General features: G+C 27.6%; 17 protein-coding genes. 14 read left to right on the forward strand and 3 right to left on the reverse strand.

Annotated features, from left to right (window positions below):
• Positions 1-25 precede the first annotated feature (25 nt).
• The 11 genes from L3B98_RS06730 to gshAB all read left to right on the forward strand — a co-directional run bounded on the left by L3B98_RS06730 (position 26) and on the right by gshAB (position 15017).
• Entirely contained in the window at positions 26-1441 is a 1416-nt protein-coding gene (locus L3B98_RS06730) for a TldD/PmbA family protein (protein ID WP_238916045.1), read from the forward strand.
• Positions 1441-2745: a metallopeptidase TldD-related protein gene (locus L3B98_RS06735; RefSeq protein WP_238916046.1), complete on the forward strand. Its 1305-nt coding sequence runs from the start codon at positions 1441-1443 to the stop codon at positions 2743-2745. Before L3B98_RS06730 ends, L3B98_RS06735 begins: the two co-directional genes overlap by 1 nt.
• Positions 2746-2750: 5 nt before the next feature.
• A complete protein-coding gene (locus tag L3B98_RS06740; protein ID WP_238916047.1) occupies positions 2751-3221 on the forward strand; it encodes a hypothetical protein in 471 nt (156 codons plus the stop codon).
• 201 nt (positions 3222-3422) lie between these two features.
• Positions 3423-4103 carry a response regulator transcription factor gene (locus L3B98_RS06745; protein WP_238916048.1) on the forward strand — a complete coding sequence of 227 codons (681 nt, stop codon included), beginning with the start codon at positions 3423-3425 and terminating at the stop codon, positions 4101-4103.
• Between the two features lie 2 nt (positions 4104-4105).
• Entirely contained in the window at positions 4106-5608 is a 1503-nt protein-coding gene (locus tag L3B98_RS06750) for a histidine kinase dimerization/phospho-acceptor domain-containing protein (RefSeq protein WP_238916049.1), read from the forward strand.
• 202 nt (positions 5609-5810) lie between these two features.
• Positions 5811-7013 carry a hypothetical protein gene (locus tag L3B98_RS06755; RefSeq protein WP_238916050.1) on the forward strand — a complete coding sequence of 401 codons (1203 nt, stop codon included), beginning with the start codon at positions 5811-5813 and terminating at the stop codon, positions 7011-7013.
• A 598-nt stretch (positions 7014-7611) separates the two neighbouring features.
• The gene (locus L3B98_RS06760) at positions 7612-8502 is read left to right on the forward strand and encodes a hypothetical protein (protein WP_238916051.1); all 891 of its coding nucleotides are present in this window, start codon (positions 7612-7614) and stop codon (positions 8500-8502) included.
• A gap of 564 nt (positions 8503-9066) precedes the next feature.
• Entirely contained in the window at positions 9067-10530 is a 1464-nt protein-coding gene (locus tag L3B98_RS06765; protein ID WP_238916052.1) for an oligosaccharide flippase family protein, read from the forward strand.
• A 365-nt stretch (positions 10531-10895) separates the two neighbouring features.
• Positions 10896-11228: a metalloregulator ArsR/SmtB family transcription factor gene (locus tag L3B98_RS06770; RefSeq protein WP_015392884.1), complete on the forward strand. Its 333-nt coding sequence runs from the start codon at positions 10896-10898 to the stop codon at positions 11226-11228.
• A 27-nt stretch (positions 11229-11255) separates the two neighbouring features.
• Complete coding sequence (locus L3B98_RS06775; protein ID WP_238916053.1) at positions 11256-12569, forward strand: MATE family efflux transporter; 1314 nt, start codon at positions 11256-11258, stop codon at positions 12567-12569.
• A 135-nt stretch (positions 12570-12704) separates the two neighbouring features.
• Positions 12705-15017, forward strand: a complete 2313-nt coding sequence (gshAB, locus tag L3B98_RS06780) for a bifunctional glutamate--cysteine ligase GshA/glutathione synthetase GshB (RefSeq protein WP_238916054.1) — start codon at positions 12705-12707, stop codon at positions 15015-15017.
• Positions 15018-15100: 83 nt separating this feature from the next.
• Here gshAB and L3B98_RS06785 read toward each other — a convergent pair whose 3' ends face one another.
• Positions 15101-15592, reverse strand: a complete 492-nt coding sequence (locus L3B98_RS06785; RefSeq protein WP_015392887.1) for a DUF4489 domain-containing protein — start codon at positions 15590-15592, stop codon at positions 15101-15103.
• Between the two features lie 319 nt (positions 15593-15911).
• On the opposite strand from L3B98_RS06785, the gene L3B98_RS06790 reads away from it, so the two are divergent.
• Positions 15912-16571 (forward strand): DUF6483 family protein, encoded by a 660-nt coding sequence (locus L3B98_RS06790; protein ID WP_238916055.1) that lies wholly within the window; start codon positions 15912-15914, stop codon positions 16569-16571.
• Positions 16572-16618: 47 nt separating this feature from the next.
• Here the strand turns inward: L3B98_RS06790 and L3B98_RS06795 are convergent, their stop codons facing one another.
• Positions 16619-17074: a threonine/serine exporter family protein gene (locus L3B98_RS06795; protein WP_015392889.1), complete on the reverse strand. Its 456-nt coding sequence runs from the start codon at positions 17072-17074 to the stop codon at positions 16619-16621.
• 25 nt (positions 17075-17099) lie between these two features.
• Complete coding sequence (locus L3B98_RS06800) at positions 17100-17879, reverse strand: threonine/serine exporter family protein (RefSeq protein ID WP_238916056.1); 780 nt, start codon at positions 17877-17879, stop codon at positions 17100-17102.
• A gap of 252 nt (positions 17880-18131) precedes the next feature.
• On the opposite strand from L3B98_RS06800, the gene glyA reads away from it, so the two are divergent.
• Positions 18132-19367: a serine hydroxymethyltransferase gene (gene glyA, locus L3B98_RS06805; RefSeq protein WP_238916057.1), complete on the forward strand. Its 1236-nt coding sequence runs from the start codon at positions 18132-18134 to the stop codon at positions 19365-19367.
• Between the two features lie 432 nt (positions 19368-19799).
• On the forward strand, positions 19800-20048 hold the full coding sequence (locus tag L3B98_RS06810) for a hypothetical protein (RefSeq protein WP_238916058.1): 249 nt from the start codon (positions 19800-19802) through the stop codon (positions 20046-20048).
• The last annotated feature ends 97 nt before the right edge of the window (positions 20049-20145 follow it).

Consider the following 20145-nt stretch of genomic DNA (forward strand, 5'->3'; position numbering starts at 1 on the left):
GACAAATTAAATAGGAGGCGATTTTGTGAAAGTAGTAAAATCAGAGTTTTTGTCTAATAGCAAAGCTGTTGTAAGCAAGCTTATTAGCATGTTATCTGAAGAATATAAATATGTTTCAGTACTAGGAACTGATATTAAAGGAAAGAGTTATAGAGTTTCAAAAACTGGAATAGAAGTAAATGATTCATTTTTAGTTGAAAGAGGTTTTGTTGTAAGAATACATAATGGTGTAAATTATTCAGAGTATTCATTTAATAATATAAGTGATGATACTTTAGGTGCTATTGTAAAAGAAATTTCAACAAAGCTAAACAAAGTAACAAAAGATATTTCTGTTAATTCATATGACCTTATTGAAGAAAAAGAGATAAAGGAAAGCTTTATAGGAGAAATGAAAATAGATCCAGAGGAAGTTGGTTCAGAGGTAATTATAAAGACTTTATCAGAAATAAAAGATGCAGCTTTGGCTCATTCAGATTTAGTTGTAAATATTGATGCTATTTACAATACTTATCATATATCAAAACTTTTTATGTCTAATAAAAAAGACTTAGAACAATCTTATATGCTTGGAGAAGGTTATATATTCTCTATAGCTAGAAAAGAAGAAAAAACTAAATATTATTTTAAACCTTTCTCAGGCTTAAAGGGCTTCGAAATACTTGATGAACTTAAAGCAGAATATAAGAACGTTGTAGAAACAAGCATAAAGTTATTAGATGCTAAAAATGTTCAACCAGGAGAATATGAAGTTATTTGTGCTCCAGATGTTGCTGGATTAATAGCTCATGAAGCTTTTGGACATGGAGTGGAAATGGATATGTTTGTTAAAGATAGAGCAAAAGGGGCAGAATTTATAGGAAAGCAAGTTGCATCTAAGATTACAACTATGCATGATGGAGCAACAGCTGCTAATCATATGTCTTCATATCTTTTTGATGATGAAGGAACAATAGGAACAGACACTGTAGTTATAGAAAATGGTATTTTAAAAGCTGGGATATCAGATATATTATCAGCAATCAAACTCGGAACAACTCCAACTGGGAATGGTAAGAGACAATCTTTTGAAAGAAAAGCATATGCAAGAATGACAAATACCTTTTTTGCACCAGGAAATGATAAACTTGAAGATATGATTGCATCAGTTAAAGATGGATATCTTCTTGAAGGTTCATATAGTGGTATGGAAGATCCAAAGAGCTGGGGAATACAATGTATAGCTTCTTTTGGAAGAGAAATTAAAGATGGTAAACTTACTGGCAATATAATAGCACCTGTAGTAATGACAGGATATGTACCAGATTTATTAAATTCAATTTCAATGGTTTCAGAAACAGTTGAACTAGGTGGTTCTGGCTACTGTGGTAAAGGCTACAAAGAATTTGTAAAAACTTCCTGCGGTGGTCCATACATTAAAGCGAAAGTGAGGTTAGGTTAATGTTAGAAAAAATAAAACAAATTCTTACTGAAAATAAAGATGTTGATGGATATAAAATCATAGAAAATAAAGTTGAAGCAAATGAACTTTTCTTTATTAAGAAGAATGTTGATATGGATAGAGCTAAAGATGTTCAACATTTTAAGATAACAGTTTATAAGGATATAGAAGAAAATGGTGAAAAATATAGGGGAGTAGCATCTACTAATATTCATCCAACAATGAGTAAGGAAGAAATGGAAAAGGCAATAAATGATGCATTATTTGCAGCACAATTTGCTAAAAATCCTTATTACCCATTGGTAAAGCCTTCTACAAAATATAAAACAGTTGAAGCAGGTAAATTTTCAACAGAAACTCTACCTTATTGGATCAATGAAGTTACAAAAGCAACTTATAAAAAGGACAACTATGAAAAAGGTGGAATAAATTCTTGTGAAATCTTTTTAAATAAAGTATACACCCATGTAGTAAATTCAGAAGGTGTAGATGTTGAAGCAATTAACTACGAATGTATGGTTGAGTTGGTGGCTACTTGGAAGGAAACTGGCGAGGAAGTTGAATTGTATAGATGTCTTAATTTTTCAGAATTAGATTCAGACGAAATAGCTCGTGAAGTAGAAGATATGATTAATATATGTAAAGAAAAAGCAATTGCAAAGAGTACTCCTAATCTTGAAAAGGCGACTGTATTATTTACTGGTGAAGCCGTAAAAGAATTATTTAGTTTTTACTATACAAAAAGTAATGCAATTTCAGTTTATAAAAATGAATCAACATGGAAAATTGGCGATAAGATTCAAGGAGAAGAAGCTCAAGGCGATCTTATAACAATGACTGTAGATCCATTCTTAAAGAATTCAACACATTCAGGAAGCTTTGATGAAGATGGTTTCCCATTAGAACCAGCAGCAATAATAGAAAATGGTGAGTTAAAGAGATATATTTCTAACAATAGATATGCACATTATTTACAAGTAGAGCCTACAGGAAATATTAGTAACATAGTAATAAGTGGTGGAAGCCAAAGTGTTGATGAATTAAGAAAAGAGCCACATATTGAAGTTGCAGTATTTTCAGATTTTACTATGAATGATGTGACTGGTGATTTTTGTGGAGAAATAAGATTAGCACGATATTTTGATGGCAAAAACACAAATCCTGTAACTAGCGGTTCTATCTCTGGTAATATAAATGAATTACATAAGCATATGTATTTATCTAAAGAAATTGAACAAGATAATAGTTTTATGGGTCCTAAGGCAGTTAAGCTATTAAACGTAACAGTTGCTGGAATTGAATAAACTGTATGAAAATATCAAGAAAAATTGTATTTATAATAATTTTTTTGTTGTTAAGTATATCTTCAATTATCTTTGTTCTTTATCCTAAAACTGACACCGCAGATAGTTTTTTATTAAAGGATATAAATAAGGATTCCATAACAAGAATTAGAATTTACGAATACGATCTTGAAGAAGATAGAGAAATTCAAGATAAAGCCAAGATTCAAGAGTTTCTATCACAACTAAGCAAATTAAACTTGGAAGAATGTAGTGACAATATTTCAATAAATCATAAGGATGTATATGATATAATTCTTTCTAACAAGAACGGATTTATATCTAAAGATGGAGCTGAAAAAATTTCAGAGTTACAAATCTCATTATATAATACAGGTTATATTGTTTGGGATAGAGAAGGAACTCTTAAATCAAAATATTTTAAAATCAAAGAGCTTCAAGAAGTAAAGAAATTAAAAGAATTAATTTCAAATTAAAGATATAATCAAAGCTTGCAGGGTCAGTTATATAATTTGACTTTGCAAGCTTTATTTTTTCATTTGTGACCATATTGTAACAATAATATATTATAATTAAAACATGTAAGTTCTATTTATGATCATACATTTCAATTCAAGAAATCACAAAAGGATTTCTTCATAGATTGATAATTGAACATTGATAATTGGAGTGATAGCATGAAAGAAAATAAAATTTTAGTAGTTGATGATGAACCGTTAATAAGAAAACTTGTTACAGATTTTTTGAAAAAACAAGGTTATATAACTGTTGAAGCTGAAGATGGTAAAAAGGCCATGGATTTATTTTGGAGTGAGGGAAATATAGATTTAATTATTCTTGATGTAATGCTTCCAGAATATGATGGATTTACAGTATGCAGAGAAATAAGAAAGAAGTCTAAAGTTCCAATCATAATGCTTACAGCTAGAGGTGAAGAATTTGACGAAGTTTTTGGTTTAGATATTGGCGCAGATGAATATATTTCAAAGCCTTTTAGTCCTAATATCTTAATAGCAAGGGTAAATGCAGTTCTTAGAAGAGCTGTAACAGCAACGGAAACAGATACTGATGTTAAAAAGTATAATGGATTAATTGTTGATCATAATGCTCATCAAGTTACTATTGATGGATCTATAGTTGATTTAAGTCCAAAAGAATATGAGTTGTTAGCTTACTTATCTGAAAATTACGGAAAAGCCTTAAGCAGAGAACAAATTTTAGATAAAGTATGGGGCTATGATTATTATGGAGATTTAAGAACAGTAGATACACATATAAATAGATTAAGAATAAAACTTGGTGAAAAGAGCGAATTTATTCAAACAGTACGCGGTTATGGTTATAGATTTGAGGAATAAAGATGAGTAAGTCAATTAGATCAAAACTTTTTATATCAGTAACTTTTTTATTAGCCTTTTTTGTTTGTGTTTTATGGATGTTAAACAATTTATATCTTCAACAGTATTATATACAAAATAAAAAAGATTTACTTAAAGAGAATGCAAAAAATATAATTAGTATTTATAATGGAGATCCTAATGAAATTCAAGATGAATTAGATAGAACAGCAAATATTACAGGAAGTAATATTGATATCTTTGATAAAGATGGTAAAATGATTTATAAATCTTCAAGAAGAGGACCAATAGACAAAAATCCATCAGATAATTCTAAAAATAATAGCAAAGATAATGTGCAACAGCCACCTCCATTAAATGGTTTTGAAAAAGATAAGCTTAACGAAGATAATGAGGATGGTTATAAATTTGAAACAAGAAGGGATTATCAACTAAGAATAGATTTTTTGACACTTTCAACAGATTTAAGTAATGGAGATAGACTTAATTTAAGAGTTGCCTTGGTTTCAATTAAAGAAAGTGTAGATGTAGCAAATAGATTTATACTTATAATTGGCTCGATAATTACAATATTGGGAAGTATATTGGCATTTTGGTTTTCAAAAAGATTCACTAAACCAATCGTTGAAGTGAATAAAATTGCTAGAAAGATGGCTAAATTTGATTTTAGTCAAAAATGTAATATTAGTGGCAAAGATGAAATAGGTCAGCTTGGTCAAAGTATTAATTATCTATCATGTGAGCTAAATAGAGCAATTACAGAGTTAAATGTAAAAAATAAAAAGCTTGAAGAAGATATAGAAAAAGAAAGAAAAATAGATGAAATGAGGAAAGAATTTGTTTCAAGTGTTTCTCATGAACTTAGAACTCCACTATCTTTAATACAAGGTTATGCGGAGGGGCTTGCTTGTAATGTTAATGAAAGTGAAGAAGATAGAAAGTTTTATTGTGATGTTATTATGAATGAAACAAATAAGATGAACAAGTTAGTTAAAGATTTATTGAATTTATCTCAATTAGAATCAGGAGCTTTTCATATAGAAAAAACTGAATTTGATTTGATTTCATTAATAGCTTATGTTTTAAATAAATATAAAGCAATTTTTGCAGAAAAAAATATAGAATTGCAGTTCAATTCAAGTGAAAGTATCATTGTATATGGAGATATGACAAGAGTAGAACAAGTAATTACAAACTATATTAATAATGCTATTAACCATATCGATGAAAAGAAGATAATTAAAATTGGTGAAGAGATTATTAATGATAAGGTAAGGATAAATATATTTAATACAGGTAAATACATTCCTGAGGAAGCTTTAGAAAAAATATGGAAGAGCTTTTATAAAGTTGATAAAGCAAGAACTAGAGCGTATGGTGGCTATGGGCTTGGATTATCAATAGTGAAGGCACTTATGGAATTACATAATAATGCTTGTGGTGTTGAAAATATTAATGATGGAGTAAATTTCTGGTTTGAAATGGATAAGGTCAATATTATTTAATAATACTTTTGTTAAAAAATGACGGTTGCTTTGCGACAGTCATTTTTTTTATGGATTTTTACAATTAAGAGGTTAAATTTGAAAATGGTAATACTTATTTATAAAAGTGTGCTATAATAATGGTAATATTTTACAAAAGATAATTGTATATAAAAATATCAGTTTAGGGATGATAAGTATGGAAATCAAAAGGAGGAATAAAATGATAAAAAAACTTAAAAAGGGTTCCTATAAATCATCAATAAATATTCTATTAGCAAGTGTACTAGCAACAACAGCAGTATTCATGAATAATAGTGTAATTGCAAAAAGTATAGAAGTTAATAAGGTAATAACTGCAACTTCGCGCAATGAGGGTGGAAATAATTTTATTATTGATTCTCCAGTAAAATGTTACAATGATTTAAAAAAAGTACAGAAGATTGTAGATTTCAAATTTAAGTTACCAGACTTTCTTCCAGGTGGAAATAGTGCAGGATATATTCAAATTAGGAAGCTTTCAGAAAAGGATAATGTATTAGAAGCATTTTTTCAAAATAAAGAAGGAAAGTTTTCATTTGTAATATCTGAAAGAGATCCTGTTGAAATCCTACAAAAAATAGAGAGGGATAAAATAAAAGCTATAGATAATTCTAAAGTTGAAGTTAAAAAAGAACCTTTAAAAATAGAGGATATAAAGGGATTAAAGGTTACTTTGACAACAACATTGTCTCCTAGACTAATTGGTAACATATATTCTAAATTAAGTGAAAAAAATAGTGAATATTTTGTATGGAGAGATGAAAACATATGGTATAGTTTAGAATATAATTCATCATCTATAAGTGAAGAAGCATGTACTCAAGAAGTAAACTTATCGCAAGAGAATATAATAAAAATAGCAAAATCTATTAAAGCACCTGAAAACATAAAGAATGTAAATTATGAAGAAAATAAAAAAAAGATTGAAGAAAATATATTATTAAATATTTATGATAAGGAGGATCTAGAAAAGGCCAGATCTTTATTAGGTTATAATCCAAAGTTTCCAGTAAAAATTAACAATGATATAAATATCACAAGTTCAGTTTTAAGAAGATCAGTCGACGTAGATAAAAAAAATAACAAAGAAAATTATGAAATAAACAATTTCTATTCCAATAAGGATGGTTCAATTATATTTATTGAACAAAATAATTCAGAACTTTATGACAAGCTTTTTAAAGGTGAAATTAAATCAATTAAAGCTGAAAAGCTAAATGTTAATAATAATGAAGTTTATAAATATTTCGTTAATGGTGCAGTTTCAGAGGTTAATTATCTTTGGAAAGAAAATAATGTATACTATACTGTTACTTTTTATGTTAATACAGATAATTCTGATGAAATTGTAAAGGAATTTATTAAGTCTAAACCCTTAGATTAAATCGTAAAGGAATTTATTAATTTTGAACAATTAGATTAAATTGTAAATGTATATATGAAATTACCAATAAGTAATATTCAACATGATCAAAAAATGATGATTTCTTTTGAATATTTTTTGACTATAATGATTATTTTAACAACATATAGATAATAGAATCATATATACAATGGACAATAGGTGTATATGGTTCTTTATTATTGTCTTAAGGAAAGCATAAAATCAAAGTAATTATAACTAAAATTATTCATAAGTCATCATTATTAATTCATTAATTTTAAAGGCAAATAAGCGTAGTGAATTAATACTTTTCAACAGGAGTTTTATAATTAAAAAAGTTTAGACTCTGAAATATTTCTTTCATATTAACATTTACACAATATAATATCCATAAAAAATTAAATTTTGAACTAGCAGAAAAATATTAATTAATATTTTGTCATTCACATCTAAGTATCTAATGTATATGTAAAAAAACATCACATATACATCTGTTTAAAATAAATGTTGGTAATGTTTAGAAACTTAATATTTAGGCAATTATTAAGAGGATTTGAATATTTAATTTATATTTTAACAATGAATTGAGGTAATTTTCTTGATAAAAACTGATGCAAATTTTAATTTATTAAATTCTCATATTACTGCATTGATAAAAAAGGATATCTATTTAAATAGAATTATTGAAAAATGTCCTACTTGTGAGTCAAAACACTACATCAAATATGGATCATTTAAAGGAATTCAAAGATATAAGTGTAAAGAATGTGGCAAAACCTTTTCTAATATAACAAAGTCCTTATGGAGTTATTCAAAAAAGGACTCTAGTAAATGGATCAAATTTACTGAATATGTGCTTGAAAGAAAATCCTTAAGATTCTGTTCAGAAAAATTGGAAATAAGCTTAGTTACAGCTTTTTATTGGAGACATAAAGTATTGCAGGGAATTAACTATGAGAGTGTTCCATCAAATTTAAGCGGAGATGTACATATTGCTAAAAAATTAATTCCTGAGAATTTTAAAGGAAGCAGAAACATGACTATAACAGTACGCCATAATATTTGGGTTGTAGCTGCAAAAAGCGGTGGAAATTCTATTATAGTTAAACCAATTTCAAGATGCCATTGGCATTTACCTAGCTTTAATAAAAAAATTTATTATTTAATTGATGAGAAAGCTTATATAGTTCCATATGGTGATCGATATATTTCTTTAGTAGCAAAAGCACATAATAAAAAGCGTACAAAAGAAGTTCAGAATGATAAAATAATATGGTCATTCCAATTTATTCTAGGAAAATGGTTGAAAAAATATCATGGTGTTGCTTCAAAATATTTAGAAAAATATCTTTCGCTTTTTATATTATTTCTAACAAAAAAAGAGATGAATTATATGGAAATATTCAAGAAATTATCTCTTGGAAACAACTTCCTAAAAATAATGAATATATCTATGTTTAATACTCAAAGTATTAGTGTATTATTATAATTTTTAAGTTTAATTAACAACATTTATTTTAAACATTCTTACATATGAAATAAAATATAAAGATCTTTTTGCTTGCTATTTTATATTATTTAAACTTATGAAGTTATTTTAAGAGATGAAGTTTTAACTAGAAATATTATTTTTGATTGAAGTGCAATAACTCCAAGTTAATATATTTTTGAGTAATATATTTAAGTAAGATCTTGCAAATGTGGAGACAGGAATAGAAATACTATCAATGATTCTAGTATCATCAGCTTTAAACATTGTCAGATTAGAAAAATATGTTTAGAGTTCAAAATATTTATTCTATTCTTTATAGAATTAGATATTATTATGTTGTAAATATCGTCAAATAAAAAACACTACTATGAAAAAGTATTTTAAATTATCAAATTTTTTGGTATTATAATGAAATGAACTCTAATGTATCAATAATCTCCTTATTATACTTTTGTTTGTTGATTTAAGTATAATTTGTATGATTGGAATTTGTTAGTGTATTTTTTAAATTTAACTAGAACGGGGCTTTAAATTAATAATAAGCAACATAGGAGATAATGTATGTCTAAATCTATTTCAAAAAATGCTGTTTTTAAGGCAGTATTAAATGTAAGTAATATAATTTTCCCTATAATAGCAATGACTAAAGTGCTACCTGCAATTGGAACTGCCTTAAATGGATATTTAACAATGGGGGAAACGCTAACGGCTGTTTTCATGATTTTTGCCACTTTTGGAGTATCTCAATATGGATTAAGGGAAGTTAGTAGAGTTAGAGATGATAAAGAAAAGCTTGGCCAAACTATTACTAGTTTATTCTTGATTACAACAACCACGACGGCGATAACATCAATATTATATATGATTTTTTTGATAATGCATGAAAGTGAAAAAGCTTATTTTTATACTTGTATGGTAATGGGGCTAAATATAGTATTTAATTTATTTAATGTTGAATGGATAAATGAAGCCTTAGAAAATTATGATTTTATTGCAATAAAAACAATGATAGTCAAAATTATATATAATGTTCTAACAATAATTTTTGTAAAAACCCAAACAGATTTTTTATTTTACATATACCTAACTTCAGCAATAAACTTTATTAACAATATAGCAAGCTACATATATATAAAAAGGAAAATAAAATTTGATTTTTCAAATATACAAATTATAAAACATATAAAACCAATGTTTTCGGTTGTAATCCTTGCAAATACATATATACTATATACTTGGTTTGATAAATATATAATCAATTCTGTAATGGGTTATGTAGAGGCAGGATATTATGGAACAGCACAAAAAATAATGTCCTTAATAGACATATTAATGTTTACTATAATTCAAGTTTCTATGGCTAGGCTTTCTAATTATTTAGCAAATCATTCAAAAGAAGTATATTTAAATTTGTTAAATAAAGTAGTTAAAATATATTTCTTATTATTGTTTCCAGCATCTATAGGGTTACTTTGTGTATCTAAGCAGGTTATTTTATTATTTGGTGGAGGCACAGATATATATTTACCAGCAGTGCCAATATTAATGGTATTTTCAATTTATATGTTAACAATTGGAATCGATCGTATTATAGCAGACCAAATTATATATATTTTTGGAAAAGAAAAGAAAGATGCAAAGTTGGTATTGATTGGTGGAATAATAAACTTAATTTTAAATTTACTTCTAGTGGTTACTAATACCCTTACAACAACGAGAGTAATTACAATGACGTTGATTGCAAATTTAGCGGTTATAGCTATGGAATATAGATTGGTAAAAAAAGAAATAAAGCTGGATATAAAATTATTTTCATTGGCAAATTTTAAATATTTATATTATTCTTTAATTTTTATTCCAATAACTTATTTTATAAATGAAAATGTATCAAGCGTAATTTTATCTTGTACAATTGATGTAGTTGTATGTGGTATGATTTACTTAATAATATTATTAGTAACAAAGGACAAAGTGTTTTATGATTTATTAGATACTGTTTTAGAAAAGATTAAGCTAAAGATTTAAGAATGAATTATACAGAACAGTTAGAAAATGAGAATTAATAAATTAGAGAAAATATGTTTATTTTAAGGAAATAAAAAAATAAATAATTATATAAAAGAAATTTTGGAAAATGAATTTACAATTAAGTAATAAATGTAAACAAGATTAATTCGGTTTTTGATTGAAATTAATCTTGTTTTTTTATAGAATTCATAAAAAGCAGTATTCCAGTGATGTTTAAGGTTTTGAATCGGTATAAATAGATGCATGTTTATATCTAATGTAAATATTATGTTAAAACAATAAAAATATTGACTACATATAGATAATTATCTATACTAAAAGTGTACAAATAACATCCATTTTTGTTATGAAAGGAGCAAATTGTGGAAAATAAATATGAAAAAAATGCAAAAATATTAAAGGCTTTAAGTGATACAAATAGATTAAGGATAATTGATTTGCTTTCTTGTGGTGAAATGTGTGCATGTCATATATTAGAAAATTTTAATTTCACTCAGCCTACATTATCTCACCATATGAAGGTTTTAATTGATTGTGGATTAGTAGAAGCTAGAAAAGATGGTATTTGGAATTTATACAAACTAAATTTAAATAATGCAAATAGGCTGGTATTATTTTTTATGAATTTAATTACAGAAAATGATGAGTGTGAAGAAAAAGATAATAAATGTCATAAATCTGAGGATAATAAATAACAATATAGATAATTCAATGGAGAAAGAATGAAACAAGTAGATTTAACAAATGGAAAACCATTAAAAGTTTTAACAGCATTATCAGTTCCGTTGATGGGAAGTTCTCTTCTGCAGTTTGCCTATAACTTAATTGATATGCTTTGGGTTGGTGGATTGGGCAGTAATGCAGTAGCTAGTGTGGGAAGTGCAAGCTTTTTTGTAGGTCTTGGGTATTCTATTAATTCTATGGTAGTTATTGGGACAGGAATAAAAACAGCTCATTCAATAGGAAGAAAAGAAGAAAATGAAGTTAAAGGATATATTAATGCAGGAATTATAATAAATACTATAATGGGTATTATTTTTGGGATAATACTAATTTTGGCAGGAAGAAATCTTATTGGTTTTTTACAGATTAACAATGCTGAAGTTGAAAAAGATGCATATTTGTTTTTAGCCATAAGTGGTCCTACAATTTTCTTTGCATTTTATAATATGCTTTATGCAAGAATATTAGGTAGTTTTGGAAATAATAAATTGGCCTTTAACATTAATGTTATTGGTATTATTGTAAATATTATATTAGACCCACTATTTATATATGTATTCAAATTAGGTGTTTTAGGAGCATCACTTGCTACAATGTCAGCAAATATAGTAATGTTTATAGTCTATATGGCTAGAACTTATGGAATTATTAAATACGATTTTAAAGTGAAAATTGATGTAGAAAAGATTAAGGAAATATCAATTTTAGGACTGCCAATGGCAATGCAGAGAGTTCTGTTTACGGTAATAAATATATTTTTAGCGAGAATAATTGCAATATTTGGAGCTGAAGCTATAGCAGCACAAAAGATAGGACTTCAAATTGAATCAATTACTTATATGGTTGTTGGCGGATTACATGGTGCAATAGCAGCTTATACAGGACAAAACTTTGGTGCAAAAAAAATAGAAAGAATTAAAGATGGTTATAATACAGCTATAAAAATAGGAATAATGTATTCATTATTAACGGCAGTTCTTTTTATGTTTTTTAGCATACCATTTATAAAACTATTTGTTAAAGATGAACAAACTATTTATATAGCTCAAGCATACTTACAAGCTGTTGCATATTCACAAATTTTTAGTACAGTAGAAACTATATCAAATGGATTATTTACTGGAATAGGGAAACCTAAAATTTCATCAATAATAAGTATTGTATTTACTGCACTAAGGATTCCAATGGCTTTAATTTTAATTAAACCTTTTGGTTTAAGTGGAGTTTGGATAAGTATTTCTCTTTCAAGTATTTTAAAGGGAAGTATAGCTTATTTACTTTACATTATTGAATTTAAAAGAAAGAATAAATAAGTATATGTTCTATTGTCAATGTTTAAATATTAATTATAATTGTTAATTAACCAAGAAAGCCTTTCTGGATTTCTTGAATTTAGCTATGCAATATTATTCGGAACTTATATATAGGAATTAGTATGGGGGGACAACATGTTAAATAAATTTAAAAGATTATTCACAAATTATGAATTATTAAGTGGTAATTATGGAATAGAAAGAGAAGGTTTGAGAGTTGATGAAAGAGGAGGGTTATCTCAAAATAAGCATCCTCAAGTGTTTGGAGATAAGGTGACAAATCCTTATATAACAACTGATTTTGCTGAAAGTCAAATTGAAGTTATTACTCCACCTTTTAAAGATGTAAAAGAAACTTATAATTTTGCAAATGCCTTATATGATATTGCTGCAATGGAAATTGGTGATGAATATTTGTGGCCTCAATCTATGCCAAGTATAGTACCTGAGGATAGTAAGATTAAAATTTCTGAATATGGTGATAACGATAAAGGCAGATCAGCACAGAAATACAGGGAAAGTCTAATAAGCAAGTATGGAGGCAAAAGACAACTAATATGTGGTATACATTATAATTTTTCCTTTAGTGAAAACATAATTAATAAATTATATAAAGCTGAAATTGCTGAAAATAATAATATAACTTATCGAGAGTTTAAAAATAGTATTTATTTAAAGGTAACAAGAAATTATCTTAGATATAGATGGCTTATAATATATCTTTTAGGTGCTAGTGGAGTTGTCGACAAAAGCTATGTTGGTAAATGCTTAGGCTCTACTAAAAAAATAGCTGAAGATAGTTTTACTAACGAAGGAGCTTTGTCTTATAGAAATAGTGAATGTGGATATAAGAATAAAATAGATTTATTTCCTAATTATGATTCAGTTGAAAAATATATTGAAAGTTTGAAAGGTTTCATTAATGATAAGCTTATAGACAGTTATAAAGAACTATATAGTTCAATAAGACCTAAGCCAAGTAATCCAAACGACTTTTTTAATTCACTTTTAGGGGGTGGTATTCAATATTTAGAATATAGAAGTATTGATATTAATCCTTTTGAAAGAGGTGGAGTAAGCCTAGAGGATTTATATTTCCTTCAAATATTTAATTTGTTCTTGCTTGTGAAAGAGGAAAGTAATTATGAAGAATGGCAAAAAGAAGGAGTAGAAAACCAAAACATAATTTCTAGGTATGGGCAAAATAATGTAACATTAAAGAAAGATGGTAATCCTATTTCAAAAGAAGAATGGGGCTTAGAAATATTAGATTATATTAAAAATATGAATAATGAACTTAACCTTGGAAAAGAGGAAATTGTTGATTTAATGATTGATAGAATAAAAGATCATAAATTGACTTATGCTTATAAAATTGAAGAAAAGGTCAAAAAAGATGGGTATATTAATGCTCATATAAATATTGCTAAACAACATAAAATAGAGTCATATAATAATAGATTTAAATTAGAAGGTTATGAAGAACTGGAATTGTCTACTCAAATATTAATGAAGGAAGCTATTAAAAGAGGAATAAAAGTTGAGGTTTTAGATAAAACTGAAAATTTTATTTCCCTCAATAAGAACAATAAAGTTGAATATGTAAAGCAGGCAACTAAAACATCAAAGGATAGTTATATAACTGTTTTAATAATGGAAAATAAAAGTGTTACTAAAAAAGTATTAAGAGATAATAATATTAAAGTTCCTGCTGGTATGGAAGTAAATTCTTTGAAGGAAGCATTAGCTATAATTACTGATTATGTGAATAAGCCAATAGTAATAAAGCCTAAATCAACAAATTTTGGAATTGGAATAAGTATTTTTAAAGATGGAGCAGATGAAGATAGTTTAAGGAAGGCCTTTGAATTAGCCTTTGAACATGATAATACTGTGCTTGTTGAAGAGTTTATAAAGGGAAAAGAATATAGATTTTTAGTTATTGATGATAAAGTTGCTGGAATACTTCATAGGGTACCAGCAAATGTAAAAGGTGATGGAGTTAGTTCAATAAAAGAATTAGTAGAAATAAAAAATCAAGATCCTCTTAGAGGTTATCATTATGTAACGCCACTCGAAAAAATAATCTTAGATGAGAGTGCTGAATTATTTTTGAAGCAGCAAAATAAAGATTTTAAGTATGTCCCAGAAAAAGATGAAGTGGTTTATTTAAGAGAAAACTCTAACATTAGCACAGGAGGAGATAGCATAGATTATACTGATGATATTTCTGACAAGTTTAAGACTATTGCGGTTAAAGCTGCTCAAGCAGCAAATGCAAGAATCTGTGGTGTTGATATGATGCTTGAAGATTATAAAGATAAAAATACTGGTTATGCAATAATAGAACTTAACTTTAATCCAGCAATTCATATTCATTGTTATCCTTATAAAGGTACTGAAAGAAAAATTGGAGTTGAAGTATTAAAAGTATTAGAACTGATTTAAATAAGAGGCAGGTTGAAATTTCAACTTGCCTATTAGCAGTTAAAGAAGCTCTTTTAAAGGAGCTCCTTATAATATAATATAAATTATAAAGTTTCAACAGCTAAAGCTGATAAAGTTGCATTTGTTATTGTTAATCCAGCTGTTACAGAAATTAAGCTGCTTGGTTCAATTTGAACTGTATATGTGGTATTTCCGTAAGCAGGATTGCAATCACAGTATTGGAAAGAGAAAGATTCTGATTCAAGTACTCGTACTGCTTTTGCGAAAGTGTGAGTTCCACCTACTGCTTGTGGACATCCATCACGAACAGCTTTTACTATTACGAAATTTAAATTTACTAGAATATCTGCTGGTAGGGAAATTAAGCTTGTAAAAGTTAATAAAACCTTTGGATTACACATATTACTAGTATCGATAGAAACGCTAACAACAGGGATAGGTCTAGATAATGGTGTTGAAATTACTGCCAAAGGTCCAGCTCCACCAGTGCTAACATTTAATAAAGCTCTTCCTGGTTCAGGAGCATTATTATAAATTTCACAATAGTCACTTTCAGTTCCACATAAATTTCTCATAAGATACCCTCCATATTATCATAAGTTAATTAAAGTTTTTTAAATATATATTGAATTATCAATGTTCAACACTCAATTATTAATTAGGGTTGGATTCCCTTTGGTAATCATAAAGTTTTGAACAATTTTTTTGCAATATATATTTAATCTTAGATATTTTGCCATAGTATATTGTATGAAGATGCTTAAAAAAGGTGAAGTCTAAAGAAACTGGATTTAGAAATTTTACGATTATAAATGTTAGTAATTGATATAATATTTACAAGGAAACTTATTTAAAGTATTATAAAATTAATTTTAAACATGAGGTGATTACAAAATGATAAAAAATGATTATATGAAAGAAGTAGAAAATACTTTGAAATTGGTAACTGAAGAAGTTGATATGGACATAATTAATGGTAATTTAGAGGAAGCCAAAGAAAGAGTTAATAAATGTCTAAAATCTTTGGTGGGAATTGATATAGGCACTGTAGATGTTTTTTCTTTTAATACATTAGAAGGGCTTATAAGTAAGGATATGCATTATAATGCTGAAAAGTTTATAGCCTTTGGATGTCTTATGAAGTTACAAGGAGATTTAGTATCTAAGGAAAATAATGAAACATCGAAAATTCAATATTATAGTAAATCTATAGAAGGATTTTACAATGCTTATATGGAAGATGATGAAGTAGGAATCAAATTTATTAATGATGCTGTATTAGTAGCTGATGAATTAAGTAAATACGAATTTTCTATAGAGATGGATAGAAAGGTCTTAAAGATTTATGAAGCTGCTGATAGATTAGATAAAGCAGAAGATACCTTATATTATATGCTTAGAAAAACTAATAACGATGGGAGTATAATTTTAGAAGGAATTAAGTTTTATAATAGGCTTAAACAAATGGATCATGATAAGTTGAGGGAAGGTAATTTACCTTTTGAGGAAGTAGAAGATGGGATTTTAGAACTAGAAAAAAGATTAGGAAATTAAAATATGGGTATCCAACAATACTTATAGTACAAAGTTGGATATCCATATTAAAAATGTTTATCTAAAAGTTTCTCTTTTACTATTTTTAAGTTTGTAACCTGCTTTGTAATTGTAGATACAAAGATAACACCTAAGGCTAAAGCTCCAGCGATTGATATTGTGTTTAATCCAAGAGTAGCAGCAGCACTTATGTTTCCTAATATAGTTTCATACATGGTATAGTACATACCAGCACCAGGAACTAGTGGAATAAGCGCACATACAACTAAGGTTGTTACTGGAGTTTTTAAATATCTTGCAAAAATCTCAGAGTACATACTAATAATAATTGCTGAAATAAATTGTGCCATAATATCACCAACTCCATTTTGGGTTAAAGATAAATAGGAAAACCAACTTAATCCACCACCTATGGCAGCAAAAATTAAATATTTTCCTCTTATATTAAAAATTATTCCAAAGCCAAAAGATGCCACTAAGGCAACAAAAACTTGTTCAATCATAAAATTCACCCTTTTCTAGATTGTATTAATGGAAAACTACAGGGAATAAGCCAAATTTATTTATGAATAAGATTAAGACAGCACCAGTTCCAACTGCAATTGACACGGCAATTAAAAAGGCTTCAGAAGCTTTTGTAATACCTGATAAAAAATCACCAGCAATAGTATCTCTAATTGCATTTGTAATTGCAAGTCCGGGCACAAGCAGCATGATTGAACCTATAATAGTTTTATCCAAGTTTGAGCATATTCCTGATTTAAAAAACAGTGCAGCAAAAAAAGCACATATTCCTCCACAGACTGAATTAACAAAGAATTCATTTATATTAAGCTTTTGAAATATAATTGATACTATTTTTATAAGAGCACCAATTATACAAGCACCACCAAAATCTTTTATATCTCCTCCAAATACAATTGCAAAACATCCAGCTGTAATTGAGGACCAAAGTAAAGTGATTAAAAATGAATATCTATCACCCTCAGATATAGCTATAAGTTCATCATTAAATTTGCACATATCCATTTTCACAGTTTGAATTTTTCTTGATAGATCATTTATTTTATCTATTTTATTTAAGTCAACACCTCTAGAAGTAATTCTTTTAACGAGAGTTGCAACTTCTTCTTTATAAGCAACTGTAACAATTATTCCAGTTGGTATGACAAAGCAATCAGCAGAATCCGCACCAAAGCCAAGACATATTCTGGTCATGGTTTCTTCTACTCTATAAGTTTCTGCACCACTTTCCAGCATGATCTTACCAGCAAGTGTGGTAACTTTAAGTAATTTATTAAGATCCATAGTCTTACTCCAATACATTATATTTTAAGTGAATTATAGCATATAATACATGATAGTTATAGAAAAAAATCTGTAATATTATTGTTTTTAGTATAATATAAAAAAACATTTTTATATTAAAATATGTTTACAAATTGTATTGATTTTTGAAGAAGTATTAACAAGAATATATAAAATATCAAAAAAATAGTTGATTAATTTACTAAGAAATCATATAATTTGAATATAAAAAAATATTGGGGTGATTATTAGATGAATTTTGAAAATATTCAAAAAGAAGACAAAGAAATTTATGACTTAATGGAAAAGGAATTAGAAAGACAGCAAAAAGGAATTGAATTAATAGCATCTGAAAATATTGTAAGTCCAGCTGTTATGGAAGCTATGGGCTCTTATTTAACGAATAAATATGCTGAAGGATATCCTGGTAAAAGATATTATGGAGGCTGTCATGTAGTTGATGAAATTGAACAAATAGCCATAGATAGGGCTAAAAAATTATTTGGTGCAGAGCATGCTAACGTTCAGCCACATTCAGGTTCACAAGCAAATATGGCTGTATATTTTGCTGTTTTAGAACCAGGTGATACTGTTTTAGGAATGGATTTAAGTCATGGTGGTCATTTAACTCATGGTTCACCAGTTAATTTTTCAGGAAAATTATTTAACTTCGTTTCTTATGGAGTAGATAAAGAAACTGAAGTTATTGATTATGAAGAAGTAAGAAGAATTGCAAAAGAAGCTAAACCAAAGCTTATCGTTGCAGGTGCTAGCGCTTATGGAAGAATAATAGATTTTGCAAAGTTCAAAGAAATTGCAGATGAAGTTGGTGCTTTATTAATGGTAGATATGGCTCATATTGCTGGACTTGTTGCAGCAGGAGTTCATCCATCACCAGTGCCATATTGTGATTTTGTTACGACAACAACACATAAGACTTTAAGAGGTCCAAGAGGTGGATTAATACTTTGTAAAGAAAAATATGCACAAGTTTTAAATAAAAACATATTCCCAGGAATACAAGGTGGTCCATTAGAACATATTATAGCAGCAAAAGCTGTATGCTTTAAAGAAGCTTTAGATCCAAGTTTTAAGGCTTATGGAGAAAATATAGTTGCAAACTGTAAAGAACTTGCAAATAAATTAATTGCAAAAGGCTTCAAGATTGTATCAGGTGGAACTGATAATCATGTTTTCTTAGTTGATTTAAATAACAAGGACATAACAGGTAAAGAAGCAGAAATTTTATTAGATTCAGTTGGGATAACTGTAAATAAAAATACAGTACCTAATGAAACAAGAAGTCCATTTGTAACTTCTGGAATAAGAATTGGAACAGCAGCAGTTACAACAAGAGGTTTTGTAAAAGAAGATATGGCAGAAATTGCAGAAATTATAGCTGAAGCAATTGATAATAGAGCAGGAGATTTATCATCACTTAAGGTTAGAGTAGAAGCATTATGTGATAAATATCCTATATATAAGTAACATAGTAAAAGTGAGGTTTCATTGTATTGTGATGAAGCTTCGCTTTTTTATTCTTTAGGAAATTATATTGTTGGACAATCTGTGGATAACTCTTGAAACAGACTAATCAACTAGGTTTAATATTTTAAAAGAATAAAAAATAAATCATATTCGCCTGCCAGATTTTTCTCACATGCGTTCGAAAAGGCAGATGCGTAAAAAAAATCTCCGGCTCCACAGTCGCCTGCGATTTTTTTATATCTAGGAAAGCATAAAAGTTTATAGACCGATGGAGTATATGGCTATATAGTATAAATGATTGATAATTGCTTATTCATTAATTTCGTATCTAAGGAACTTTATTCAGCTTAGTATTTATAGAATTAAAGTAACATTTAAAGATTTCTTGAATACTATAGAATTGAAGTAAATTGGTTTTACGGAGGTTTATGAATGAATCCTTATCAACTAATTATCGCAGTTCAACAAAGAATGCAACAGGATCCGAATTTTGCTAATAAATTTAATCAAGCAATTATAGAATTAAATAAAATTCCCGGTCTTCAACAAAAAGTAGTTCAAATAGCACAACTTAGCACAGAAGCTAAAAGACAAGAAGCAATGGATAAATTACCAAAAGATGCAAGAAATGCTGTTGCAAAAATATTATCTATATTAGAAGAATATAATATTCATTTTTAGCAAGGGTAACTTTGGAAAGCTAACCATTTGTATATAAAAAATACTTATTAAGAATAAAAAGAGTTTCTTATAGAAGTTACATCTATAAGAAGACTCT

It is taken from the genome of Clostridium sp. YIM B02555 (assembly GCF_022320955.1).
Taxonomy (GTDB): domain Bacteria; phylum Bacillota; class Clostridia; order Clostridiales; family Clostridiaceae; genus Clostridium; species Clostridium saccharoperbutylacetonicum.

What these genes read in the sequence shown, in the direction of transcription:
- L3B98_RS06735 (WP_238916046.1), top strand. Translation starts at nt 1,441, where the DNA reads ATGTTAGAAAAAATAAAACAAATTCTTACTGAAAATAAAGATGTTGAT.
- L3B98_RS06745 (WP_238916048.1), top strand. Translation starts at nt 3,423, where the DNA reads ATGAAAGAAAATAAAATTTTAGTAGTTGATGATGAACCGTTAATAAGA.
- L3B98_RS06755 (WP_238916050.1), top strand. Translation starts at nt 5,811, where the DNA reads ATGATAAAAAAACTTAAAAAGGGTTCCTATAAATCATCAATAAATATT.
- L3B98_RS06800 (WP_238916056.1), bottom strand. Translation starts at nt 17,879, where the DNA reads ATGGATCTTAATAAATTACTTAAAGTTACCACACTTGCTGGTAAGATC.
- L3B98_RS06790 (WP_238916055.1), top strand. Translation starts at nt 15,912, where the DNA reads ATGATAAAAAATGATTATATGAAAGAAGTAGAAAATACTTTGAAATTG.
- L3B98_RS06750 (WP_238916049.1), top strand. Translation starts at nt 4,106, where the DNA reads ATGAGTAAGTCAATTAGATCAAAACTTTTTATATCAGTAACTTTTTTA.
- gshAB (WP_238916054.1), top strand. Translation starts at nt 12,705, where the DNA reads ATGTTAAATAAATTTAAAAGATTATTCACAAATTATGAATTATTAAGT.
- L3B98_RS06795 (WP_015392889.1), bottom strand. Translation starts at nt 17,074, where the DNA reads ATGATTGAACAAGTTTTTGTTGCCTTAGTGGCATCTTTTGGCTTTGGA.
- L3B98_RS06810 (WP_238916058.1), top strand. Translation starts at nt 19,800, where the DNA reads ATGAATCCTTATCAACTAATTATCGCAGTTCAACAAAGAATGCAACAG.
- L3B98_RS06785 (WP_015392887.1), bottom strand. Translation starts at nt 15,592, where the DNA reads ATGAGAAATTTATGTGGAACTGAAAGTGACTATTGTGAAATTTATAAT.
- L3B98_RS06775 (WP_238916053.1), top strand. Translation starts at nt 11,256, where the DNA reads ATGAAACAAGTAGATTTAACAAATGGAAAACCATTAAAAGTTTTAACA.
- glyA (WP_238916057.1), top strand. Translation starts at nt 18,132, where the DNA reads ATGAATTTTGAAAATATTCAAAAAGAAGACAAAGAAATTTATGACTTA.
- L3B98_RS06740 (WP_238916047.1), top strand. Translation starts at nt 2,751, where the DNA reads ATGAAAATATCAAGAAAAATTGTATTTATAATAATTTTTTTGTTGTTA.
- L3B98_RS06765 (WP_238916052.1), top strand. Translation starts at nt 9,067, where the DNA reads ATGTCTAAATCTATTTCAAAAAATGCTGTTTTTAAGGCAGTATTAAAT.